The organism is Pseudomonas sp. 11/12A, from assembly GCF_000800055.1.
GTDB lineage: Bacteria > Pseudomonadota > Gammaproteobacteria > Pseudomonadales > Pseudomonadaceae > Aquipseudomonas > Aquipseudomonas mohnii.
In genome coordinates this window covers 4,059,505-4,082,364 of record NZ_JUGV01000001.1, presented here as the reverse complement: position 1 = coordinate 4,082,364, position 22,860 = coordinate 4,059,505, and the positions used below count along the sequence as shown (strand labels likewise).

General features: G+C 59.7%; 21 protein-coding genes. 16 read left to right on the top strand and 5 right to left on the bottom strand.

Going from position 1 to position 22,860, the window contains the following annotated elements; all coding sequences use genetic code 11:
* The first annotated feature begins 10 nt into the window (after window positions 1–10).
* The 6 genes from GQ39_RS18760 to GQ39_RS18735 all read left to right on the top strand — a co-directional run bounded on the left by GQ39_RS18760 (window position 11) and on the right by GQ39_RS18735 (window position 6,961).
* Complete coding sequence (locus GQ39_RS18760; protein ID WP_047532457.1) at window positions 11–1,312, top strand: ABC transporter substrate-binding protein; 1,302 nt, start codon at window positions 11–13, stop codon at window positions 1,310–1,312.
* Window positions 1,313–1,456: 144 nt separating this feature from the next.
* The gene (locus tag GQ39_RS18755) at window positions 1,457–2,365 is read left to right on the top strand and encodes a carbohydrate ABC transporter permease (RefSeq protein WP_047532456.1); all 909 of its coding nucleotides are present in this window, start codon (window positions 1,457–1,459) and stop codon (window positions 2,363–2,365) included.
* Window positions 2,358–3,203, top strand: coding sequence for a carbohydrate ABC transporter permease (locus GQ39_RS18750; protein ID WP_047532453.1), 846 nt, complete (start codon window positions 2,358–2,360; stop codon window positions 3,201–3,203). The genes GQ39_RS18755 and GQ39_RS18750 overlap by 8 nt, the downstream gene beginning before the upstream one ends.
* Before the next feature lie 2 nt (window positions 3,204–3,205).
* The gene (locus GQ39_RS18745; RefSeq protein WP_047532452.1) at window positions 3,206–4,366 is read left to right on the top strand and encodes an ABC transporter ATP-binding protein; all 1,161 of its coding nucleotides are present in this window, start codon (window positions 3,206–3,208) and stop codon (window positions 4,364–4,366) included.
* Between the two features lie 206 nt (window positions 4,367–4,572).
* Window positions 4,573–5,919, top strand: a complete 1,347-nt coding sequence (locus GQ39_RS18740) for a carbohydrate porin (RefSeq protein WP_047532451.1) — start codon at window positions 4,573–4,575, stop codon at window positions 5,917–5,919.
* 187 nt (window positions 5,920–6,106) lie between these two features.
* Window positions 6,107–6,961, top strand: a complete 855-nt coding sequence (locus GQ39_RS18735; protein WP_047532450.1) for a D-hexose-6-phosphate mutarotase — start codon at window positions 6,107–6,109, stop codon at window positions 6,959–6,961.
* Between the two features lie 144 nt (window positions 6,962–7,105).
* Here the strand turns inward: GQ39_RS18735 and GQ39_RS18730 are convergent, their stop codons facing one another.
* The gene (locus GQ39_RS18730; RefSeq protein ID WP_170948639.1) at window positions 7,106–7,966 is read right to left on the bottom strand and encodes a MurR/RpiR family transcriptional regulator; all 861 of its coding nucleotides are present in this window, start codon (window positions 7,964–7,966) and stop codon (window positions 7,106–7,108) included.
* Window positions 7,967–8,194: 228 nt separating this feature from the next.
* On the opposite strand from GQ39_RS18730, the gene zwf reads away from it, so the two are divergent.
* The 4 genes from zwf to GQ39_RS18710 all read left to right on the top strand — a co-directional run bounded on the left by zwf (window position 8,195) and on the right by GQ39_RS18710 (window position 11,961).
* Window positions 8,195–9,664 carry a glucose-6-phosphate dehydrogenase gene (gene zwf / locus GQ39_RS18725; RefSeq protein ID WP_047532449.1) on the top strand — a complete coding sequence of 490 codons (1,470 nt, stop codon included), beginning with the start codon at window positions 8,195–8,197 and terminating at the stop codon, window positions 9,662–9,664.
* A complete protein-coding gene (gene pgl / locus GQ39_RS18720; RefSeq protein WP_047532448.1) occupies window positions 9,651–10,364 on the top strand; it encodes a 6-phosphogluconolactonase in 714 nt (237 codons plus the stop codon). Before zwf ends, pgl begins: the two co-directional genes overlap by 14 nt.
* A 17-nt stretch (window positions 10,365–10,381) precedes the next feature.
* Window positions 10,382–11,047, top strand: coding sequence for a bifunctional 4-hydroxy-2-oxoglutarate aldolase/2-dehydro-3-deoxy-phosphogluconate aldolase (locus GQ39_RS18715; protein ID WP_047532447.1), 666 nt, complete (start codon window positions 10,382–10,384; stop codon window positions 11,045–11,047).
* Between the two features lie 197 nt (window positions 11,048–11,244).
* Entirely contained in the window at window positions 11,245–11,961 is a 717-nt protein-coding gene (locus GQ39_RS18710) for an intradiol ring-cleavage dioxygenase (RefSeq protein ID WP_047532446.1), read from the top strand.
* 1 nt (window position 11,962) lies between these two features.
* On the opposite strand, the gene GQ39_RS18705 is transcribed toward GQ39_RS18710, so the two are convergent.
* Entirely contained in the window at window positions 11,963–13,147 is a 1,185-nt protein-coding gene (locus tag GQ39_RS18705; RefSeq protein WP_047532445.1) for an aminotransferase class V-fold PLP-dependent enzyme, read from the bottom strand.
* Between the two features lie 23 nt (window positions 13,148–13,170).
* Window positions 13,171–13,407, bottom strand: coding sequence for a DUF3820 family protein (locus tag GQ39_RS18700; RefSeq protein ID WP_008056784.1), 237 nt, complete (start codon window positions 13,405–13,407; stop codon window positions 13,171–13,173).
* A 204-nt stretch (window positions 13,408–13,611) separates the two neighbouring features.
* On the opposite strand from GQ39_RS18700, the gene GQ39_RS18695 reads away from it, so the two are divergent.
* The 4 genes from GQ39_RS18695 (at window position 13,612) to GQ39_RS18680 (ending at window position 17,290) form a co-directional block, all read left to right on the top strand.
* Complete coding sequence (locus GQ39_RS18695; RefSeq protein WP_047532444.1) at window positions 13,612–14,079, top strand: ferritin-like domain-containing protein; 468 nt, start codon at window positions 13,612–13,614, stop codon at window positions 14,077–14,079.
* A 155-nt stretch (window positions 14,080–14,234) separates the two neighbouring features.
* Entirely contained in the window at window positions 14,235–16,223 is a 1,989-nt protein-coding gene (locus GQ39_RS18690) for an FUSC family protein (protein WP_047532443.1), read from the top strand.
* A complete protein-coding gene (locus GQ39_RS18685; protein WP_047532442.1) occupies window positions 16,210–16,416 on the top strand; it encodes a DUF1656 domain-containing protein in 207 nt (68 codons plus the stop codon). Before GQ39_RS18690 ends, GQ39_RS18685 begins: the two co-directional genes overlap by 14 nt.
* Before the next feature lie 10 nt (window positions 16,417–16,426).
* Window positions 16,427–17,290 (top strand): efflux RND transporter periplasmic adaptor subunit, encoded by an 864-nt coding sequence (locus GQ39_RS18680; protein WP_047532441.1) that lies wholly within the window; start codon window positions 16,427–16,429, stop codon window positions 17,288–17,290.
* A gap of 51 nt (window positions 17,291–17,341) precedes the next feature.
* Here GQ39_RS18680 and GQ39_RS18675 read toward each other — a convergent pair whose 3' ends face one another.
* Window positions 17,342–17,812, bottom strand: a complete 471-nt coding sequence (locus tag GQ39_RS18675) for a MaoC family dehydratase (protein WP_007974451.1) — start codon at window positions 17,810–17,812, stop codon at window positions 17,342–17,344.
* 41 nt (window positions 17,813–17,853) lie between these two features.
* A complete protein-coding gene (locus GQ39_RS18670; RefSeq protein ID WP_047532440.1) occupies window positions 17,854–18,798 on the bottom strand; it encodes an alpha/beta hydrolase in 945 nt (314 codons plus the stop codon).
* A gap of 250 nt (window positions 18,799–19,048) precedes the next feature.
* Between GQ39_RS18670 and fadD2 the strand changes: the two genes are divergently transcribed.
* Together fadD2 and fadD1 are read left to right on the top strand one after the other, a co-directional pair.
* Complete coding sequence (fadD2, locus tag GQ39_RS18665) at window positions 19,049–20,737, top strand: long-chain-fatty-acid--CoA ligase FadD2 (RefSeq protein WP_047532439.1); 1,689 nt, start codon at window positions 19,049–19,051, stop codon at window positions 20,735–20,737.
* Window positions 20,738–21,124: 387 nt separating this feature from the next.
* On the top strand, window positions 21,125–22,822 hold the full coding sequence (fadD1, locus tag GQ39_RS18660) for a long-chain-fatty-acid--CoA ligase FadD1 (RefSeq protein ID WP_047532438.1): 1,698 nt from the start codon (window positions 21,125–21,127) through the stop codon (window positions 22,820–22,822).
* The last annotated feature ends 38 nt before the right edge of the window (window positions 22,823–22,860 follow it).

Genomic DNA, 22,860 nt, shown 5'->3' with positions numbered 1-22,860 from the left:
GTACTCCTAGATGAATGCGATTTCTCGCCTCGCTACTGTCATTTCTCTCGCCTCAATACTCCCTGTTGCTGCATTCCCCATCAGTGCCCTTGCCGCCGATTCCAAAGGGACTGTGGAAGTTGTTCACTGGTGGACGTCGGGTGGTGAAAAAGCAGCGGTCGATGTCCTCAAGGCACAAGTCGAAAAAGACGGCTTCACCTGGAAGGACGGCGCAGTCGCCGGTGGTGGCGGTGCCACGGCCATGACCGTACTGAAAAGTCGCGCAGTGGCCGGTAACCCGCCAGGCGTCGCTCAGATCAAGGGGCCGGACATCCAGGAGTGGGCGTCGACCGGCCTGCTGGACACCGACGTCCTCAAAGACGTTGCCAAAGAAGAGAAGTGGGACAGCCTGCTCGACAAGAAAGTCTCCGATACCGTGAAGTTCGACGGTGATTACGTGGCCGTGCCGGTGAACATCCACCGCGTGAACTGGCTGTGGATCAATCCGGAAGTCTTCAAGAAAGCCGGCATCACCAAGAATCCAACCACCCTCGAAGAATTCTACGCCGCCGGCGACAAGCTCAAGGCTGCCGGTTTCATTCCGCTGGCCCACGGCGGTCAGCCTTGGCAGGACAGCACCGTGTTCGAAGCCGTCGTGCTTTCGGTCATGGGTGTCGATGGCTACAAGAAAGCCCTGGTTGATCTCGACAACGCCGCGCTGACCGGTCCGGAAATGGTCAAGGCGCTGACCGAGCTGAAGAAAGTCGCGACCTACATGGACGCCGACGGCAAAGGCCAGGACTGGAACCTGGAAGCCGCCAAAGTCATCAACGGCAAGGCCGGCATGCAGATCATGGGTGACTGGGCCAAGTCCGAGTGGACCGCCGCCAAAAAAGTCGCCGGCAAGGACTACGAGTGCGTAGCGTTCCCGGGCACCGACAAGGCGTTCACCTACAACATCGACTCCCTGGCGGTGTTCAAGCAGAAAGACAAGGGCACTGCTGCCGGTCAGCAGGACATCGCCAAAGTCGTGTTGGGTGAGAACTTCCAGAAAGTCTTCAGCATCAACAAGGGCTCGATCCCGGTGCGCAACGACATGCTGGCCGATATGGGCAAGTACGGTTTCGACTCGTGCGCCCAGACCGCGGCCAAGGACTTCCTGGCTGACGCCAAGTCCGGCGGCCTGCAGCCGAGCATGGCGCACAACATGGCGACCACGCTGGCGGTACAGGGCGCGTTCTTCGACGTAGTGACCAACTACATCAACGACCCGAAAGCCGACCCGGCCGACACGGCCAAGAAACTGGGCGCAGCGATCAAGTCGGCCAAGTAATGCTTGGCCCCTGTAGGCGCGAGCCTGCTCGCGATGGCGGACTGTCAGCCACCTGATGTGAGAACTGACACAACGCAATCGCCAGCAGGCTGGCTCCCACAGGGAACGCACTTGTAATCCTAATTCTCTATTCTGGATTTCCCCATGAGTTCTGTTGCTGTGTTCAGCAAGGCCTCGCCGTTCGATGCATTGCAACGCTGGCTCCCTAAGCTGGTGCTGGCGCCGAGCATGTTCATCGTTCTGGTGGGCTTTTATGGCTATATCCTGTGGACGTTCGTCCTGTCGTTCACCACGTCGACCTTCCTGCCGAACTACAAGTGGGCGGGCCTGGCGCAATACGCACGGTTGTTCGACAACGACCGCTGGTGGGTGGCGAGCAAGAACCTGGCGCTGTTCGGCGGCATGTTCATCGGCATCACGCTGGTGATTGGCGTGCTGCTGGCGGTGTTTCTCGACCAGCGCATCCGTCGCGAAGGCTTCATTCGCACCATTTACCTGTACCCGATGGCGCTCTCGATGATCGTCACCGGTACCGCATGGAAATGGCTGCTCAACCCGGGCATGGGCCTGGACAAACTGTTGCGTGACTGGGGCTGGGAAGGCTTCCGCCTGGACTGGTTGATCGACCCGGATCGCGTGGTCTATTGCCTGGTGATCGCCGCTGTATGGCAGGCCTCGGGTTTCATCATGGCGATGTTCCTGGCCGGCCTGCGGGGCGTCGATCAGTCGATCATCCGTGCCGCGCAGATCGATGGCGCGAGCCTGCCGCGCATCTACTGGAGCGTGGTGCTGCCCAGCCTGCGTCCGGTGTTCTTCAGTGCGGTGATGATTCTGGCGCACATTGCGATCAAGAGTTTCGACCTGGTGGCGGCGATGACTGCCGGCGGCCCGGGTTACTCCTCGGACCTGCCTGCGATGTTCATGTATTCCTTCACCTTCAGTCGCGGCCAGATGGGCATGGGCTCGGCCAGTGCGATTCTGATGCTCGGTGCGATTCTCGCAATCATCGTGCCTTACCTGTACTCCGAGCTGAGGACCAAGCGTCATGACTAGTCTCGCTGCCAAACCCGCCATCAGCCTGAGTCGCATCGCGATCTATGCGGTGCTGATCCTCGCCGTGATGCTCTACCTGATTCCGCTGGTGGTCATGCTGTTGACCAGCTTCAAGACCCCCGAAGACATCAGCACCGGCAACCTGCTGAGCTGGCCGACCGTGGTCAGCGGTATCGGTTGGGTCAAGGCCTGGGCCACGGTTGACGGTTACTTCTGGAACTCGATCAAGATCACCGTTCCAGCGGTACTTATCTCCACGGCCATCGGTGCCTTGAACGGCTACGTGTTGTCGATGTGGCGTTTTCGTGGTTCGCAGTTGTTCTTCGGTCTGCTGCTGTTCGGCTGCTTCCTGCCGTTCCAGACCGTCCTGCTGCCGGCCTCGTTCACCCTCGGCAAGATGGGCCTGGCGAGCACCACCACGGGCCTGGTGTTCGTGCACGTGGTCTACGGCCTGGCGTTCACCACGCTGTTCTTCCGTAACTACTACATCAGCATTCCCGATGCGCTGGTCAAAGCCGCGCGCCTCGACGGTGCGGGTTTCTTCACCATCTTCCGCCGGATCATCCTGCCGATGTCGACGCCGATCATCATGGTCTGCCTGATCTGGCAGTTCACTCAGATCTGGAACGACTTCCTGTTCGGGGTGGTGTTCTCCAGCGGTGATTCGCAACCGATCACGGTGGCGCTGAACAACTTGGTCAACACCAGTACCGGGGCCAAGGAATACAACGTTGATATGGCGGCGGCGATGATCGCCGGTTTGCCGACCCTGCTGGTCTATGTGGTCGCAGGCAAGTATTTCGTGCGCGGGCTGACGGCCGGCGCAGTCAAGGGGTAATCATGGCTACGCTCGAACTTCGCAACGTAAACAAGACCTACGGTGCCGGCCTGCCGGACACCCTGAAGAACATCGAACTGTCGATCAAGGACGGTGAGTTCCTGATCCTCGTCGGCCCGTCGGGCTGCGGCAAGTCGACCCTGATGAACTGCATCGCCGGCCTTGAAACGATCACCGGCGGCGCGATCATGATCGGTGATCAGGACGTCAGCGGCATGAGCCCCAAGGATCGTGACATCGCCATGGTGTTCCAGTCCTATGCGCTGTACCCGACCATGAGCGTGCGCGAGAACATCGAGTTCGGACTGAAAATCCGCAAGATGAGCCAGTCGGCCATCGATGAGGAAGTGGCTCGCGTGGCCAAGCTGTTGCAGATCGAACACCTGCTCAACCGCAAGCCAGGCCAGCTCTCCGGTGGCCAGCAACAGCGCGTGGCGATGGGCCGGGCCCTGGCACGCCGGCCGAAGATCTATCTGTTCGACGAACCGCTGTCCAACCTCGACGCCAAGCTGCGGGTCGAGATGCGCACCGAAATGAAATTGATGCACCAGCGCCTGAAAACCACCACCGTCTACGTCACCCACGACCAGATCGAAGCGATGACCCTGGGCGACAAAGTGGCGGTGATGAAGGACGGCATCATCCAGCAGTTCGGCACGCCGAAAGACATCTACAACAACCCGGCCAACCTGTTCGTGGCGAGCTTCATCGGTTCGCCGCCGATGAACTTCATTCCCTTGCGTCTGCAACGCAAGGACGGTCGTTTGCTGGCGTTGCTCGACAGCGGCCAGGCGCGCTGCGAATTGCCGCTGGGGATGCAGGACGCCGGTCTCGAAGACCGTGAAGTGATTCTCGGCATGCGTCCGGAGCAGATCGTTCTGGCGAATGGCGAAACCACTGGTTTGCCGACCATTCGCGCCGAAGTCCAGGTCACTGAACCGACCGGTCCCGACACCCTGGTCTTCGTCAACCTCAACGACACCAAGGTTTGCTGCCGCCTGGCACCGGACGTTGCACCTGCCGTTGGCGAGAGCCTGACCTTGCAGTTCGATCCGGCGAAAGTGCTGCTGTTCGATGCCAAGACCGGGGAACGTTTGGGGGTGGCCGGTCTGCCGAAAGCCGAAGCGCACGCTGCCAACGTTGCGCAATTCAAAGGCCGCTGAACAACAAAACTGCAGGTGCGAGCCTGCTCGCGATGGACGTCAACGATGACACTGGAAACCTGACACCCCACGGTGTTCTCAGGTTTCTCGCGAGCAGGCTCGCTCCTGCAGGGGGGAATCCGTGATGCGCGGCCTGTCGTGCATCACAACCGCTGTAACCGCGTTAGAAAAAGAAAAGTTAATAACAATAAAACGAGGATGTAGGGATGAAGACGAGAAACACGGCCCGGTTGATCTGCCAGGTCTCAGCAGCGGCGGCACTGGTTCTGGCCGGTAATGCGATGGCCGATGAGGCGTTCAGCTCCGACTCCAAGTGGATGACGGGCGATTGGGGTGGCGAGCGTACCAAGCTGATCGAGCAAGGCATCGACATCAAGATGGACTATGTCGGTGAAGTGGGCGGGAACCTCCATGGCGGGTTCAACGATGACAAGACCGCGCGCTACAGTGACCAGTTCGGCCTGGGGGCGGCTCTGGACCTGCAAAAACTGCTCGGTTGGGATAACACCCAGGCCAAGATCCAGCTCACCAACCGTAACGGTGAGAACATCTCCAACGATCGCATCGGCGACCCGCGTGCCGGCACCTTGAGTTCTTCCCAGGAAGTCTACGGTCGTGGCCATATGGTCCGCCTGACCCAGTTGTGGATTCAGCATCAATTCTTCGACAACAAGCTGGACGTCAAGGCCGGTTACTTCGGTGAAGGCGAAGACTTCAACACCTTCCCGTGCGAATTCCAGAACCTGGCGTTCTGCGGCTCCCAGGTGGGTAACTGGGCGACCAACATCTGGTACAACTGGCCGGTCAGCCAGGCGGCGATCCGCGTGAAGTACAACATCAATGACGAGCTCTACGCTCAGATTGGCGCGTACAACCAGAACCCGTCGCAGCTGGAGCACGGTAACGGCTTCAAGCTCAGCGGCAGCGGTACGGCGGGCACCGTGTTGCCGGTCGAACTGGTCTGGTCGCCGAAGGTCAACAGCCTGCCTGGCGAATACCGCGTCGGTTACTACAAAAGTACCGCCCCGGCCGATGACGTGCTCGAGGACGCCAATGGCCAGAACGCCGCGACCACCGGCCAGCCTTATCGCGTCCACGATAGCAAGCACGGCTACTGGTTCGTCGCGCAACAGCAACTCACCAGCCACAATGGCGATGCTTCTCGCGGTCTGAACATCGCCGCCAACGCCACTTTCCACGACAAGGACACCAACTTCATCGACAACTACCAGTCGCTGATGTTTGTGTACAAGGGCCCGTTCGACGCGCGTCCGAAGGATGACGTGGGCATTGGTTTCGCCCGTATCCATGTCAACGATGACGTGAAGAAAAACGCTGAGTTGGTCAATGCTTCCAATGGCGTTTCGGACTACGACAATCCGGTGTTCTCGCCGATTCGTGAAACCGAATACAACTACGAGCTCAACTACGGTTTCCACGTGACCAACTGGCTGACCGTGCGTCCCAACCTGCAATACATCACTCACCCTGGCGGTGTGGATGAAGTCGACAACGCATTGGTCGCCGGCCTGAAAATTCAGTCGGTGTTCTAACGCGGTTGCGATAAGCTCCTCTCTATGTGCGCATTTTTGCGGACAGCCATGGCTGTCCGCTTTTTTTTGTGCGGCCCTGTGGCGAGGGGCTTGCTGTGGCGAGGGGGCGAGCTCCCTCGCCACAAAAAAAGCGCAAACAAGCTATTTGAATAGATGAGTTCACCCATGTTTTTCAGGACCGTGGCCCATGCTTGAGCATCCGCTACAACGCTTCTTCAAATCCTTGCGCGAACGACCGGTGTTTGCATGGGAGCGCTATCAGAAGCGCGACGTGTTGGTGATCGATCACCCGTTGTGTCAGGCGGTGTTCAGTCGCCAGGGCGCGCAATTGCTGCACTTTCAGCCCAAGGGGCAGAAGCCGTGGCTTTGGTGTGCGGCGAAGTGGCCGCAAGTCGGTGCCATCCGTGGTGGCGTGCCAGTGTGCTGGCCGTGGTATGGCCGTCATCCCAGTGAAAATGCCTGGCCGTCCCATGGCTGGGCGCGGCTGATCGACTGGAAGTTGATCGACAGCAGCAGTGATGATGACGGTGTGCGTTTGCACTGGCAGCTGGAACTGTGTGACTGGAAAGTGGATCTGCATGCGCACTTGGGCGAATGCATGGATCTGCGCCTGAGTACCGAGCATCAGGACGACATGCCGTGCCAGTTGAGTCAGGCTTTGCACGCTTACTGGCGTATTGGTGATGTCGGTGAGGTAGCGCTGTCTGGGCTCGAAGGCGCGCAAGGTTACGACCAGTTGAACCGTCAGGTTTGCCAGCAGGAAGGCGAGTTGCGCGTCGATGGCGGTTGTCAGCGGGTATTCCAGCATGACGGCGAACTGCAGCTCAACGACCATGCCTGGCAACGAGCGTTGTGCATCGATACCGGCGACACGGCCGACACGGTTGTCTGGCATCCGGGCTCACGGCCGTTGCTGGGGGTGAGCTGGAACGAGATATCCGAGTTCGTTTGCGTAGAAGCCGCAAGCGGCGGCACTGACAGCCTGTGCCTGAAACCGGGGGAGCGCGCGCATTTGAGTCTGCAGGCGCGGGTGGGGGCTTAGATGTGTGCTGTTGCTGCTGGCCCCACCGCTGGCAAGCCAGCTCCCACAGGTTTCATTGGCGTTCGCGAATTTTAGGTTCGGCGCGGACGCTGTGGGAGCTGGCTTGCCAGCGATGGGGCCGGATCTGTCAGCGCAAATGCTGGATCAATTGAACTCGTCACCCACCGGATACCGGCTGGCATTCAGGCTCTCTTTGATCTTGCGCAGATGCGGCTGGAAATCCACGCCACGGCGCAAGGTCATGCCGGTGGCGAGCACGTCCAGCACGGTGAGCTGAATGATCCGCGAAGTCATCGGCATGTAGATGTCGGTGTCTTCCGGCAGCGGAATATTCAGGCTCAAGGTACTGGCCTTGGCCAGCGGCGAGTTCTCGGCGGTCAAGCCCAGCACCGAGGCACCGTTTTCCCGGGCGATGCGCGCCACTTCCACCAGTTCGCGGGTGCGCCCGGTGTAGGAAATGATCACGAACAACTCGCCGGTATGCGCCACCGAAGCAATCATGCGCTGCATCAGCACGTCGGCATGGGCGGTCACGGCCAGGTTGAAACGGAAGAATTTGTGCTGCGCATCCAGGGCCACGGGGGCCGAGGCGCCGAGGCCGAAGAAGTGGATCTGCCGGGCCTGGATCAGCAGGTCGACGGCGCGGCTGATCAGGTTCGGATCGAGGGCCTGGCAAGCGCTGTCGAGGGAGGCGATGGCGCTGCCGAAAATTTTCTGGGTGTAGGCTTCCGGATTGTCGTCGGCTTCCACCGCTCGGCTGACGTACGCCGCGCCGCTGGCCAGGCTTTGGGCCAGTTGCAGCTTGAGCTCGGGGTAGCCGCTGACGCCGAATGAACGGCAGAAACGGTTGACCGTCGGTTCGCTGACCGAAGCGGCCTGGGCGAGGGCGGCGATGCTGAAGCGAGTGGCCTGCTGTGGGTTGAGCAGGATCACCTCGGCGACTTTGCGTTCGGCCTTGTTGAGCTCTTCAAGGCGATTCTGGATCTGTTCCAGTAAATTTCGCACGCGGTCCATATGAGTTTCCTTGATTCACCGACGCCGATAAGCGCGCGGCTAATGCAAAAAGGGCCTTTGGTGTGGCCCATAACGGTGGCCTATCCTACTGATGGCTCTGACCGACCACCACTCGGAATCTGTATTTTGCGAAAATGTTGTGGTTATTACTACATTTTCCCTTGAGTGATGCCTTGAAAAAAGGTATTTGTAGCTTAACTTGATAAAAGAACAAACATCATGCCTTCGATTACGGTTGAACCGTGCACCTTCGCCTTGTTCGGCGCCCTTGGCGACCTGGCCTTGCGCAAGCTGTTTCCTGCCCTTTATCAGCTCGACGGTGCGGGCCTCCTGCACGAGGACACGCGGATCATCGCGCTGGCCCGTGAGCCGGGCGATGAACAGCAGCATCTGGCGTTCATCCGCGCCGAACTGCGCCGCTACGTCGGTGCCAAAGAGCTGGACGAAGCCGTGGTCGAACGCTTCCTGGCGCGCCTGAGCTACCTGCACGTCGATTTCCTCAACGCCGACGACTATGTGGCCCTGGCTGAAATGGCCGGCAGCGCGCAGCGGGTCATTGCCTATTTCGCCACGCCGGCAGCGGTGTATGGCGCGATCTGCGAAAACCTGGCAAAGGTCGGCCTGGCGGAAAACACCCGCGTGGTGCTGGAAAAACCTATCGGTTCGGACCTGGAATCCTCGCGCAAGGTCAACGATGCCGTAGCGCAGTTCTTCCCGGAAAACCGCACGTATCGCATCGACCACTACCTGGGCAAGGAAACTGTCCAGAACCTGATCGCCCTGCGTTTCGCCAACAGCCTGTTCGAAACCCAGTGGAACCAGAATTACATCTCCCACGTGGAAATCACCGTGGCCGAGAAAGTCGGGATCGAGGGCCGCTGGGGTTACTTCGACAAGGCCGGTCAGCTGCGGGACATGATCCAGAATCACCTGCTGCAACTGCTCTGCCTGATCGCCATGGACCCGCCGGCCGACCTGTCCGCCGACAGCATCCGCGACGAGAAAGTCAAAGTCCTCAAGGCGCTGGCGCCGATCAGTCCGGAAGGCCTGACCACGCAAGTGGTGCGCGGCCAATACATCGCCGGCTACAGCGAAGGCAAACCGGTACCGGGTTACCTGGAAGAGCCAAATTCCAACACCCAGAGCGACACCGAAACCTTCGTCGCCTTGCGTGCCGATATCCGCAACTGGCGCTGGGCCGGCGTGCCGTTCTATCTGCGTACCGGCAAGCGCATGCCGCAGAAGCTCTCGCAGATTGTCATCCACTTCAAGGAACCGTCGCATTACATCTTCGCTCCCGAGCAGCGCCTGCAAATCAGCAACAAGCTGATTATCCGCCTGCAACCGGACGAAGGCATTTCCTTGCGTGTGATGACCAAAGAACAAGGCCTGGACAAGGGCATGCAGTTGCGCAGCGGTCCGTTGCAACTGAATTTTTCCGACACCTGGCGCAGTGCACGGATTCCCGATGCCTACGAGCGGTTGTTGCTGGAAGTGATGCGCGGCAATCAGAACCTGTTTGTCCGTAAAGATGAAATCGAAGCCGCGTGGAAGTGGTGTGACCAGTTGATCGCCGGATGGAAAAAATCCGGTGATGCGCCCAAGCCCTACGCGGCCGGGTCCTGGGGGCCGATGAGCTCCATTGCTCTGATCACGCGGGACGGGAGGTCGTGGTATGGCGATATCTGATTTGAAACTGCCTCAGGGCGTCAGCGCCCGTGAGTTCAAGAACCCGATGCAATTGGCGGAAAGCCTGGCGCTGGGCGTGGCCAAACAATTGCGCGAGGCGATCGACACCCAGGGCACCGCAACGCTGGTGGTGTCCGGTGGTCGCAGCCCGGTGGCATTTTTTCAGCACCTGGCCAAGCAGCCACTGGACTGGTCGAACGTGGTGGTGAGCCTGGCTGATGAGCGTTGGGTCCCGGTTGAGCACGCCGACAGCAATGCCGGCCTGCTGAAGAAGTATCTGCTGCAAGGCCCGGCGGCCAAGGCGCAGTTCCTGAGTCTGTACAGCGCCACTGCCAACCTGGAACAGGCGGCCGACCAAGCGGACCGTTTGCTGGCTGAATTGCCGGCAATCGACGTGCTGGTGCTGGGCATGGGTGACGACGGTCACACCGCATCCCTGTTCCCCAATAGCCCGAACCTCGCCGACGCCTTGAAAGCCGATGGCACGCGTCGTTGCTACCCGATGCTGGCGCCGACCGTGCCGCATCAGCGCCTGACCATGAGTCGTGCGCTGCTGGCTTCGGCCAAACATAAAGTGCTGTCGATTTCCGGTCAGTCCAAGCTGACCACCCTGAACACCGCTTTGGCCGGCGACGATGTCGCCGAATTGCCGATTCGCGCATTTTTGCAACCCACGTTAGAGATTTACTGGTGCCCATGAGCCAAGGAACAGCCGCTATGAAAAACCCATCCCCGACCGTTTCCATGGCGGACAAAGTTGCCCTGATCGACGACCTCTGCGCCAGGGCGCGGATTCTGCCGGTCATCACCATCGCTCGCGAGCAGGACGTCCTGCCGCTGGCCGATGCGCTCGCCGCTGGCGGTCTGACCGCGCTGGAAGTGACTTTGCGTTCGCAGTTCGGCCTCAAGGCCATTCAGATCCTGCGTGAGCAGCGTCCGGAACTGGTGACCGGTGCCGGCACCGTGCTCGACCGCCACATGCTGGCGGCTGCGGAAGCTGCCGGTTCGCAGTTCATCGTGACGCCGGGCATTACCCGTGACCTGCTGGAAGCCAGCGTCGCCAGCCCGATCCCGCTGTTGCCGGGTATCAGCAATGCGTCGGGCATCATGGAGGGCTACGGTCTGGGCTATCGCCGCTTCAAGCTGTTTCCGGCGGAAGTCAGCGGCGGCGTCGCGGCCATCAAGGCCCTGGGCGGCCCGTTCGGCGAAGTGAAATTCTGCCCGACCGGCGGTGTCGGCCCGGCCAACATCAAAAGCTACATGGTGCTGAAAAACGTCATGTGCGTGGGCGGTAGCTGGATGCTTGATCCGGAGTGGATCAAGAACGGCGACTGGGCCCGCATTCAGGAGTGCACCGCCGAAGCTTTGGCGCTGCTGGACTGATCCGCTTCACCTGACACCTCGTTGTGTGTTCTACGGCTTTTCGGTGCGCTTGGTCGGCGCACCTTTTTTTTGCCCGCAAAAAAGCAGATGGGAGCGAACGCGTTCGCTCCCACAGGGACATCATGCGATACATAGTTACCGCGTGACGTGTTTCGGCCGGTGCTAGCCTGCGTTCTTCTTAAGGAAGAGAGAACGTCATGGACGACAACACCTCAGCAACACCCGTTTACCTGCTTTCACCGGAACAGATAGCCGGTCCCTATTTCCGCAATCCGAAACTGATCAGGCGCAATATCAGCGAAGGCGCCGACGGCATCCCGTTGGTGTTGCGGCTGGCCATAGTGGATGCCATGACCGGCCAGCCCGTTCCCGATGCGCTGGTGGATATCTGGCACTGCAATGCGCGCGGGGCATACTCCGGTTGGAGCAAGGTCAATCCGGATGTGGAAGTCGATGCCGGAGACATCGGCTCGATCCCGCGAACCGACGACGACACTTATCTGCGCGGCGGGCAATTCACCGACAAGAAAGGCATCGCCCGGTTCACCACGATCTGTCCGGGGTTTTATGCCGGGCGTGCCTTGCACATCCACGTCGCCGTTCGCATCACCAGCGGTAACAACTATCTGCAGGAGCGACACGTCGCCTGGGTCGGTCAGTTGTACTTTCCCGAGGTCGCCGCGCGCTCGGTGCTCAATGCCCGGGAGTACAGCGGTCGCGCCATCCCTGCATTGAGTAACGATCAAGACTTTTTCTACCAGAGCATGGGCGGCGAAGCCTCGACCTTGAACGTTCACACCCTCGCTCGAGACTCGAATGAAGACGGCTTTTTCGGGCAGATGACCATCGGCATCGATACCTTTGCAGTGTCATCCCAGATCAAGCCCGAGGACTTCGACAAGTACACGGTGTGAGTCAACTCAGTTCGGTCAGCGCCGTGATCAGTTGTGCCATGTCGGCAGCGGTGGTGGTCAGTCCCGGCGTAATGCGAATGCAGGGACCGCAGGCCGCACCGCTGCGCACCACGGTGAACAGGTTGTAGTCGTTGAGCAGCCGCTCGACCATCGACTGCTGATCGTTGTGTGCGGTGAAACGCATCGAGGTGATGCCGCAACAGAGTCTTGGGTCATCCGGTGTCAGCACTTCAATGCCCGGCAGCTCACGCGCCGCTCGAACCCACAGGTTGCGCAGGTAGTTGAGCCGTGCACCCTTGGCGGCGGCGCCGCCCATGGCCCAATGCTCCTCCAGCACCAGCGGCAAGGTCAGCAACGCCGGGATGTTCGGGGTGCTGTAGGGCGTACGGGCGCGAATGTCGGTTATCGGGAAATGCATCTCGCCCATGTCCGGGTCGATGTCGCCCAGGCGTTCAGGGGCAATGTAGAGGAAGCCCAGGGTCAGTGGCGCACCGATCCATTTGTGCAGGTTATAGGCCGCGAAGGCGATGCCCAGCTCCTCGAGATCGAACGCCAACTGGCCCAATGCATGGGCTCCGTCGAGGATTACGTCGACCCCGTGTTCCCTGGCTGCGGCGGCAATCGCCTTGACCGGCATCACCAGGCCGGTGCGATGGGTGACATGGGTCAGGGCCATCAGCTTGAGCCGTGGATAACGCACGAAAGCTTCGCGATAGGTGGTCAGCAAACTGTCGAAACTGGCGGGATGCCGGTGTTCGATCTCGATCACTTCGACGCCACGGTGACGACGGGCCAGCCAGCGCATGGCGCCCTTGACCGTGTCGTATTCCAGATCACATACCAGCACCTGGTCGCCCGGCTGCAAGCGGTTGTAGTTGCGGATCAGTGACTGCAAGCCGTCCGAGGCGTTGCGTGTAAGCGCCACCGCGTCGGCAGGCACACCAATCAGTCCGGCCACCCGCGCAAGGATCTTCAGGCCGTCACTCGCCTCGAAGCGCTGGCGTACATAGACCGAGTTACTGCGGTTGATCAGTTCGATGTTGCGCTGATACTCCTCGACCACCGTGCGCGACATGCGTCCGAAGTAACCGTTTTCCAGGTTGATCGGGCCGGGCTGGACATCGTAGCGGTCGGCAAACGTCCGCCAGAAGGATTCATCACGGGCGCGGCGGGTGTTATCGGGCATGGGCAACTCGATGAGTGGACATTTCAGTGGCGTGGCGCGGGTTTGCCGTGTTTGGCACGCAAGGGTTCGAGCAATTCAGACAAGCCGTTGTGATCTATTTCCTGCATCAGGGCCAACAGACCGCCCAGTTCGCCGTGGGGAAATCCTTCCCGGGCAAACCAGTTCAGGTAGGGGCCGGGCAGGTCGGCAATGATTCGGCCCTTGTATTTGCCGAAGGGCATCTGGCGAGTTATCAGCAGTTCGAGTTTTTCAGGGTTCATCAATCAATCGCCTGGAATCAATCAGTCTGGAAAATACAGGCATTCTGCATGCAGGCCAAATGACAGATCATGCAAAAGAAACGGATACAGATTTAACCGATATTCATAACTACTTGAAATACAAGGAGTAATTGGTCGATAGAAAGCTGGCATGCGAGGTGCAATACCTATTGCAACTTTCATCCACCCGCAAGGAATTGAAAAATGACTGACATGAATAAAGAAGCGATTTCTGTACTCAACGACCTGATTGAAACCAGCAAGGACGGTCAGGAAGGGTTCAAGACTTGCGCTGAAGACATCAAACACCCTGAACTCAAAACCCTGTTCTCGCAACGTTCCGCAGAGTGCGCCACGGCGGCTTCTGAACTGCAAAGTGCGGTTCGTTCCATGGGCGGCGATCCGGAAACCTCCACCAGTGTCAGTGGTGACTTGCACCGTCGCTGGGTTGACGTGAAGTCGATGTTCACCGGCAAGGACGAAGAAGCGGTGCTCAATGAAGCCGAGCGTGGCGAAGACCATGCGCTGAAGGCATACCGAGACGCCATGGAAAAAATCAACAAGCATAACCTGGTAGGCATTCGCGACCTCGTTGAGCGTCAGTACCACGGCGTGCAACGCAATCACGATCAAGTGAAAGTCCTGCGTAACCAGGCACGCGCACGCTCGTAAGCGTACGTTTGCTGTCAAAAACGCCAGCCAGTCTGGCGTTTTTTTGTGCCTGTGAATTAGCGCTGGACGGGACATCGATAGCTAGCTAATAATTTGTTTCTCAAGTTTTCACTGAAGCCGTCTATCGTTAAATCGTCTTTCCAAGAGTCCCTTTCGTGCCCATCACTTTCCAGGCTTTATTGGCGCCTGACCTGCGTGCCGTGCAATTCGCGATCAAGACCCTGATCGGCGGAGGCCTGGCACTGTGGCTGGCCCTGCGCTGGGGGCTGGAGCAACCGGCCTGGGCGCTGATGACGGCGTTCATCGTGGCGCAGCCATTGTCCGGCATGGTGCTGCAAAAGGGCCTGGCGCGGCTGTTGGGCACATTGATCGGGACGATCATGTCGGTGGTGTTCATGGGCGCTTTCGCCCAGACGCCGTGGTTGTTCCTGTTGGCCCTGGCGCTGTGGCTCGGACTGTGTACGGCGAGTTCGACCCTGCTGCGCAGCGCCTGGTCTTATTCATTTGTGCTGGCCGGGTACACGGTGGCGATCATTGCTTTGCCGGCCATTGCCCATCCGCTGACAGTGTTCGATCAGGCCGTGGCGCGATGCACGGAAATTTGCCTGGGGATTGTCTGTGCCACAGCCAGCAGTGCCTTGCTCTGGCCGATGCGGGTCGAGCTGCAACTGGCCGATCAGGCCCGTGCGGCGTGGCGCAGCGGTATGAACGCCGCGCGGGCGACCCTGGCCGGCGATGGCCAGGCGCGCAAGGACTTGCTGGAAATCCTCGGCAGAATCGTCGCGGTAGACGCCCAGCGCGAACACGCCTGGTTCGAAGGCCGTCGCGGCCGGCAACGTGCGCGGGCCATCAGCGGTCTGAGCCAGAAGTTGTTGATGTTGCTGCGCATCGCCCGTTCGGTTCGTCGTCAGTGGAAGCAGTTGGAGCCACAGGACTCGGCGCAATTATCGCCCTGGATGCACGAAGTCCAGGAAGCGCTCGGCAGCGGCGATCCCGCGCTTTTGCAAGCCTTGGGCCCACGCTTGCTGGAGGCGTCCCATGCGCGGCACATCAGCTCCGCGCAAAGTTACTGCCTGGTGCGGTTGACCTTGTTGATGGACACCGCGCTGGCGGCCGGTACCGCGTTGCAAGCGGTGGAGCAGGGGGGGGAGTCCCTCGACCCGCCAAGATCCCTGACCCCACACCGTGACCTGTCCCTGGCGCTGGTGTTCGGTGCCCGCAGCGCGCTGGCCTTTCTGGTGGTTTCGTGTTTCTGGCTCGCGACGGCATGGCCCGCCGCGGCCGGGGCGCTATTGCTGACGTGTGTGGTGTGCAGCCTGTTCGCCAGCCGCGAGAACGGCGCGCAGATCGGCATGAGTTTCATGCGCGGGATTTTTCTGGCCCTTCCGGTGGCGTTTATCGTCGGACAGATTCTGCTGCCGCAATGGAGCAGTTTCGCGATGCTCTGTCTGGGCTTGGGCGTGCCATTGTTTTTCGGAGCGCTGGGCATGGCCAAGCCGCAGATTGGCGCCACGGCGACTTCGTTCTGTCTGCACTTCATTGTGCTGGTGGCGCCGTTGAATCAGATGAAGTTCGACGTCGCCGTGTTTTTCAACAGTGCACAAGCCATGGTGATAGGCGTCGGTGCGGCGGTGCTGGCGTTTCATTTACTGATCCTGCGCAACCCGACCTGGCATGCCCGACGCCTGTTGGCCGCGACCCTTGGCGACCTGGTACGCCTGACCCGGCGCAATCTTGCCGGCGCCGAGAGCTGGTTCGGCGGACGCATGGCCGACCGTTTGCTGCAATTGGCGCGGCTTTATCCGGAGCTGCCGGAGCCAGCACGCAGTCGCTGGGACGATGGCTTGCTCGGCCTGGATATCGGCGATGAATTGTTGCACCTGCGCTTGAGCCTGGCAGTGGCGCAGGTGCCGCTGACCGCACCGCAACGGCACTACCTGGAGCACCTGGAAAAAGTCCTGCAACAAGGTCCGGCTGGCAGTCGCGCCGAAGCGTTGGCCGAGCCGAGCCAAGCCTTGCTGCAATCCTTGTACGCCTTGCCCCCCGATGACGCGGTGAAGCTGGCCCAGGGCGCGGTGCTGCAATTGCAAAACAGCTGGCGTGCCTGGTGCCGCCAGCAGGAGGACGTCGATGGGCTTGCGTGAGTGGTCGGTGGGCGGGGTACTGCTCAGCCCGTTTCTGATTTATGTGGTGCTGGCGTTGCTGGTGACCGGCGCCTTGCGCCTGTTGTTGCGGTTGACCCCGGTGAGCCGCTGGATCTGGCATGAAGCATTGTTTGATTGCGCCTTGTACGTCTGTGTATTGACCGTGATTACCTTCGTCCTCGGTCCCTTATAAGGAGTTGAATATGCGTACCTCCGTACGTGTCGCGGTAACCCTGTGTCTGGTGGCGGTGGCGATTTTTGCCGGGTTCCATTTATGGCAGTACTACATGCTCACGCCCTGGACTCGCGACGCGCGAATTCGTGCCGATGTGGTGGTGATTTCCCCGGACGTGTCGGGTTGGGTGCGTGAACTCAAGGCGTATGACAACCAGCAGGTGAAGGCCGGCGACCTGTTGTTGAGTATCGACCGTGACCGTTTCGAAGCCGCGCTGGAAAAGGCCCTGGCGGTGGTGCAGACCCGTCAGCAACAGCTCAATCTACGCGAGCGCGAAGCCAGCCGTCGCGCCAGCCTCGGGCCGCAAGCGATCAGCGCCGAACTGCGTGAAAACGCGCAAATCAACGCGGGCATTGCCCGTGGCGAACTGCGTGAAGCCCAGGCCGAAGCCAAGATGGCACAAATCAATCTGGACCGCAGCCAGGTCTACGCGCCGCGCAATGGCCATATCACCAACCTGCGCCTGGCCGAAGGCAATTATGTGAATGCCGGGCAATCGGTCATGGCGTTGATCGACGATTCGACCTTCTATGTGCAGGCATATTTCGAAGAAACCAAACTGCCGCGGATTCGCGTCGGCGATCCGGTGAAGGTCTGGTTGATGAGCGCCGGGGAGGCGTTGCAGGGACATGTGGAAAGCATCAGCCGCGGGATTACCGATCGCAATACGACGCCTGATGGTCAATTGCTGGCGGAAGTGGAGCCGACCTTCAACTGGGTCAGGCTGGCGCAACGGATTCCGGTGCGGATCAAACTGGACCACGTGCCCGAAGGGCTGAATCTGAGTGCGGGGATGACGGCGAGCGTGCAGGTGCAGGAGGGTGCGCGCTAAATTGTGCCCGTGGCGAGGGAGCAAGCTCGCTCGCCACGGGTCAGGGGGGGATCAACCGATGCTGATGGCCGGCAACTCGGTCAGGGTCACGCTCTGCTGTTTGCGCGGCGCCAGAATTTCCGCTTCGCCATCCACTACCAGTTCATCACGCTGGTTGAACACGCGGGTGGCAATGCGCACCCGAAACTTCGGCAGCTTTTCGAGAATCTCCAGACGCACGGTCAGGGTGTCGCCAATTTTCACCGGCTTCTGAAAGCTCATCTGTTGACCGATATAAATCGTGCCCGGCCCGGGCAACTCGCAAGCCACTGCCGCACTGATCAGCGCGCCGCTGAACATGCCGTGGGCGATACGTTCCTTGAACATGGTGCTGGCGGCGTATTCGGCGTCCAGGTGTACCGGATTGTGGTCGCCCGACATCGCGGCGAACAACTGGATGTCGCGCTCTTCGACGGTCTTGCTGAAGCTGGCGGTCTGGCCGACTTCAAGGGCTTCGTAAGGGGTGTTGGTAACCTGGGTCATCTGTCTCAATTCCTGTGACGAATAAAAAAATTCACAAAAAACTATTCGGCTCGGTGTGGACGACGATGGCTCAAGACCTGGGCGATCCAGGCCAGCACATCGGCGGTCACTTCATCGCGGTTGCTTTCATTGAACAGTTCATGCCGCGCCTGCGGGTAAATAGTCAGTTGCAGGCTCTGGCTGCCGGCCTTGCGCAAGGCATTGGCCAGATCTGTCAGACGTTTGCCTTCGCTCACCGGATCACATTCGCCGCCAATCACCAGCAACGGCAGGCCCGGATCGATCTGAGCGAGATTGGACGCTTTGCTGATTTGCTGCAACCCGCCGAGCAAATCGATCCACAGCTGATTGGTGCAACGGAAGCCGCAGAGCGGATCGTTGGCGTACAAGTCGACCTCCTTCGGATCGCGGCTGAGCCAGTCGAACCGGGTACGCGCCGGTTTGAACTTCTTGTTGAACGAGCCGAATGACAACCATTCGATCAGGGCGCTGCGGCCTTTGGGGCCTTGGCGCAGGCGTTCGAACCGGGCGATTTGCCGCGCCGCGCGATAAAGCGCAACGGGCTGGAAATTCGATCCACTGAGAATTGCCCCATGCAGGCTGGCACTGTGATGCAGCAAATAAGCCTGGGCAATGTAGCTGCCCATGCTGTGACCGAGCAGCACAATCGGCATGTCGGGATGCTGCTGGCCGATGTGCTGGTTGAGGCACGCCAGATCCCCCACCACTTTGCTCCAGCCATCGCTATCGGCGAAATGACCGAGGGTCCCGTTTTCGGCAGTTTTGCCATGTCCGCGCAAATCCGGCGCATACACGCCGTAACCCTGTTCGCAGAGTTTTTCCGCCAGACGCGTATACCGCCCGCTGTGTTCCGCCATGCCATGAGCCAGCAAAATCAATGCCTTGAGACTGCCTGCCGGTAGCCACTGGTTGACGAAGAGACGGCTGTGATCGCTGGTGGTCAGCCAGAAAGTGTCGTGGATCATGGCGTTTCCTTTGCTGGGGCATGGTACTTGCGGCTTGCAACCCAAGTGTATAGCGCATCCTGCGTCGGGCGTCTGATCTGCTCACGCCATGGGACGAAGATTCACACGATCTATGACGATCGTGCGCGTATTTGCCTGATTCGACATAGCTGCTAGTGTCCGTGAAGCTCCGCTTTTCGCTTTCTGCTTTTAAGAAATGACAGAGACAGAAAAGTGGCCCGGATAGGTTCAGGTAAAGAGGACAAGAACAATGCAACCTGATTTCTGGAATGACAAACGCCCGACCGGTGTGCCCCTGGACATTGATACGGGCGCCTATAAGTCGGTGATCGAGGTGTTCGAACGTTCCTGCAAGAAGTTTGCGGATCGCCCGGCGTTCAGCAATATGGGTGTCACCCTGACCTACGCTGAGCTGGAACGCTACAGCGCCGCCTTCGCCGGTTACCTGCAAGCCCACACCGACCTGGTGCCGGGGGATCGCATCGCGGTGCAGATGCCCAACGTCCTGCATTACCCGATCGCCGTCTTCGGCGCATTGCGCGCCGGGTTGATCGTGGTCAACACCAACCCTCTGTACACCGCGCGGGAAATGCGTCATCAGTTCAAGGACTCCGGTGCCCGGGCGCTGGTGTACCTGAACATGTTCGGGCAGAAAGTCCAGGAAGTGCTGCCCGATACCGACCTGCAGTACCTGATCGAAGCGAAGATGGGCGACCTGATGCCCGCCGCCAAGGGCTGGCTAGTCAATACCATGGTGAGCAAGGTCAAGAAAATGGTCCCGGCCTATCACTTGCCCCAGGCGATTTCCTTCAAGAGTGCACTGCGCCTGGGCCAGGGCCTGGGGATCAAGCCGTTGAACGCCGGCCTCGATGACATCGCGGTGCTGCAATACACCGGCGGCACCACCGGCCTGGCCAAGGGCGCGATGCTGACCCACGGTAACCTGGTGGCCAATATGCAGCAGGCGCGGGCCTGCCTCAGTCAGACCGCTGTCGACGGCCACCCGCTGCTGCGCGAAGGACAGGAAGTGATGATCGCGCCGCTGCCGCTTTACCACATCTATGCCTTCACGGCGAACTGCATGTGCATGATGGTGACCGGCAACCACAACGTGCTGATCACCAATCCGCGGGACATCGGCGGCTTTATCAAGGAACTGAAGAACTGGCGGTTCTCGGCATTGCTGGGGCTCAACACGCTGTTTGTCGCGTTGATGGATCACCCGGATTTCAAGACCCTGGATTTCTCCAGCCTCAAGCTCACCAACTCCGGCGGCACCGCACTGGTCAAGGCCACCGCCGAGCGCTGGGAGCAAATGACCGGTTGCCGCATCACTGAAGGCTACGGCCTGACGGAAACCTCGCCCGTGGCCTGCACCAACCCGTATGGCGACCAGTCGCGCATCGGCACGGTTGGCTTGCCGGTGCCGGGCACCACGCTGAAGGTCATCAACGATGAAGGCGTCGAACAGCCGTTGGGCGAGCGCGGCGAACTGTGTATCAAAGGCCCGCAGATCATGAAGGGCTACTGGCAGAAACCCGAAGCCACTGAAGAAGTGCTGGATGCCGAGGGCTGGTTCAAGTCCGGCGACATTGCCGTGATCGACCCGGACGGGTTTGTGCGTATCGTCGATCGCAAGAAGGACATGATCATCGTCTCGGGTTTCAACGTGTACCCGAACGAGATTGAAGACGTGGTCATGGCCCACCCGAAAGTCGCCAACTGCGCGGTCATCGGGGTGCCGGACGAGCGCTCGGGCGAAGCGGTGAAGTTGTTTGTGGTGGCCCGTGAAGCGGGGGTCAGCCTTGAAGAGCTGAAGGCGTACTGCAAGGAAAACTTCACGGCGTACAAAGTGCCCAAGCACATCGTGTTGCGTGAGTCGTTGCCAATGACGCCGGTGGGCAAGATCTTGCGACGGGAGTTGCGTGATATCGCTTGATCGATGAATGGCCGCGCTTTGCGTGGATCGGTGTAGGAGCGAGCTTGCTCGCGATTGTCTTGAACGATGACGCGTAGAACCAGATGCCCCGCGGCGGTCTCCAGTTTTTCGCGAGCAGGCTCGCTCCTACATTGATTTAAGCCCCGGTTTTCGGGGCTTTCAGCGCTTTATAGAATCTTTGCTCTAAAATGACCGCTTGTCATTCTTGAGTCACAAAAGTGACCGTAGAGGCCGCTTTTGGCTCTAGTCGACCCTTGGCAAAGCTGCTACTCTCGGCGCGCTTTGTGACTTCTCGGCCTTGTAAAAAGCCAGACTCACCAATAATCACACCAATAATAATCGCATCAAATGCGGTGCTGAATTCGCGTTGCTGAGGAGTGGGCTTCCATGAACGAAGACTTTTGGAAGGATAAGTACCCAGCTGGAGTTGCTGCCGACATCAATCCAGACGAGTACCCGAATATTCAGGCAGTGTTGAAGCAATCCTGCCATCGCTTCGCCAACAAGCCGGCGTTCAGCAACCTGGGCAAGACAATCACGTACGGTGAACTGTACGAATTGTCCGGTGCCTTTGCGGCTTACCTGCAACAGCATACCGATTTGCAGCCCGGCGATCGAATCGCCGTGCAACTGCCCAACGTGCTGCAATACCCGATTGCCGTCTTTGGTGCCATCCGCGCGGGCTTGATCGTGGTCAATACCAACCCGCTGTACACCGCGCGGGAAATGGAACACCAGTTCAACGATTCCGGTGCCAAGGCCCTGGTGTGCCTGGCCAACATGGCGCACCTGGCCGAGACCGTCGTGCCGAAAACCGGCGTCAAGCACGTGATCGTCACCGAAGTGGCCGACCTGCTGCCACCGCTCAAGCGCCTGCTGATCAATAGCGTCATCAAATACGTGAAGAAGATGGTCCCGGCGTACCACCTGCCAAAAGCCGTCAAGTTCAATGACGTATTGAGCAAGGGGCATGGTCAGCCAGTGGCGGAAGCCAGCCCGGCCAGCAGTGACGTGGCGGTGCTGCAATACACCGGCGGCACCACCGGTGTGGCCAAGGGCGCCATGCTGACCCACCGCAACCTGGTGGCGAACATGCTGCAGTGCAAGGCGCTCATGGGCTCCAACCTCAATGAAGGTTGCGAGATCCTGATCACGCCGCTGCCGCTGTACCACATCTATGCCTTCACCTTTCACTGCATGGCGATGATGCTGATCGGCAACCACAACATCCTGATCAGCAACCCGCGCGACTTGCCGGCGATGGTCAAGGAGCTGTCGAAGTGGAAGTTCAGCGGTTTCGTCGGCCTCAACACTCTGTTCGTGGCCCTGTGCAATAACGAAGGCTTCCGCAAGCTGGACTTCTCGGCGCTGAAAGTGACCTTGTCCGGCGGCATGGCCCTGCAACTGGCGGCGGCCGAGCGCTGGAAAGCCGTCACCGGTTGCGCCATCTGCGAAGGTTACGGCATGACCGAAACCAGCCCGGTGGCGACGGTCAACCCGATCCAGAACATTCAGATTGGCACCATCGGCATTCCGGTGCCATCGACCCTGTGCAAAGTCATCGACGATGCCGGTGTTGAACAGCCAATGGGCGAAATCGGCGAACTGTGCGTGAAAGGTCCGCAGGTCATGAAGGGCTACTGGCAGCGTCAGGACGCCACCGATGAAATCCTCGACAGCGAAGGCTGGTTGAAGACCGGGGACATCGCGCTGATCCAGCCGGATGGCTACATGCGCATTGTCGATCGCAAGAAAGACATGATCCTGGTGTCCGGTTTCAACGTTTACCCGAATGAACTCGAAGATGTACTGGCAACCTTGCCGGGCGTGTTGCAATGCGCGGCCATCGGCATTCCGGACGAGAAATCGGGGGAGGCGATCAAGATCTTCATCGTCGCCAAGCCAGGCGTGACGCTGACCAAGGAGCAGGTGATGGAGCACATGCGCGCCAACGTCACCGGCTACAAGGTGCCGCGCTCCGTGGAGTTTCGCGATGCATTGCCGACCACCAACGTTGGCAAAATCCTGCGTCGCGAGTTGCGTGATGAAGAGTTGAAGAAGATCAAGGCGAAGAACGCCGCCTAATCAAAAAGCCCCGCAGACGCGGGGCTTTTTGTTAGTGC

Bases quoted from the DNA above. Each gene is read 5' to 3' on its own strand.
- GQ39_RS18745 (WP_047532452.1), top strand. From the start codon at position 3,206: ATGGCTACGCTCGAACTTCGCAACGTAAACAAGACCTACGGTGCCGGC.
- GQ39_RS18735 (WP_047532450.1), top strand. From the start codon at position 6,107: ATGCTTGAGCATCCGCTACAACGCTTCTTCAAATCCTTGCGCGAACGA.
- GQ39_RS18700 (WP_008056784.1), bottom strand. From the start codon at position 13,407: ATGAACCCTGAAAAACTCGAACTGCTGATAACTCGCCAGATGCCCTTC.
- GQ39_RS18670 (WP_047532440.1), bottom strand. From the start codon at position 18,798: ATGATCCACGACACTTTCTGGCTGACCACCAGCGATCACAGCCGTCTC.
- fadD1 (WP_047532438.1), top strand. From the start codon at position 21,125: ATGAACGAAGACTTTTGGAAGGATAAGTACCCAGCTGGAGTTGCTGCC.
- GQ39_RS18675 (WP_007974451.1), bottom strand. From the start codon at position 17,812: ATGACCCAGGTTACCAACACCCCTTACGAAGCCCTTGAAGTCGGCCAG.
- GQ39_RS18695 (WP_047532444.1), top strand. From the start codon at position 13,612: ATGACTGACATGAATAAAGAAGCGATTTCTGTACTCAACGACCTGATT.
- GQ39_RS18685 (WP_047532442.1), top strand. From the start codon at position 16,210: ATGGGCTTGCGTGAGTGGTCGGTGGGCGGGGTACTGCTCAGCCCGTTT.
- fadD2 (WP_047532439.1), top strand. From the start codon at position 19,049: ATGCAACCTGATTTCTGGAATGACAAACGCCCGACCGGTGTGCCCCTG.
- GQ39_RS18760 (WP_047532457.1), top strand. From the start codon at position 11: ATGAATGCGATTTCTCGCCTCGCTACTGTCATTTCTCTCGCCTCAATA.
- zwf (WP_047532449.1), top strand. From the start codon at position 8,195: ATGCCTTCGATTACGGTTGAACCGTGCACCTTCGCCTTGTTCGGCGCC.
- GQ39_RS18755 (WP_047532456.1), top strand. From the start codon at position 1,457: ATGAGTTCTGTTGCTGTGTTCAGCAAGGCCTCGCCGTTCGATGCATTG.
- GQ39_RS18710 (WP_047532446.1), top strand. From the start codon at position 11,245: ATGGACGACAACACCTCAGCAACACCCGTTTACCTGCTTTCACCGGAA.
- GQ39_RS18740 (WP_047532451.1), top strand. From the start codon at position 4,573: ATGAAGACGAGAAACACGGCCCGGTTGATCTGCCAGGTCTCAGCAGCG.
- GQ39_RS18705 (WP_047532445.1), bottom strand. From the start codon at position 13,147: ATGCCCGATAACACCCGCCGCGCCCGTGATGAATCCTTCTGGCGGACG.
- GQ39_RS18715 (WP_047532447.1), top strand. From the start codon at position 10,382: ATGAAAAACCCATCCCCGACCGTTTCCATGGCGGACAAAGTTGCCCTG.
- GQ39_RS18680 (WP_047532441.1), top strand. From the start codon at position 16,427: ATGCGTACCTCCGTACGTGTCGCGGTAACCCTGTGTCTGGTGGCGGTG.
- pgl (WP_047532448.1), top strand. From the start codon at position 9,651: ATGGCGATATCTGATTTGAAACTGCCTCAGGGCGTCAGCGCCCGTGAG.
- GQ39_RS18750 (WP_047532453.1), top strand. From the start codon at position 2,358: ATGACTAGTCTCGCTGCCAAACCCGCCATCAGCCTGAGTCGCATCGCG.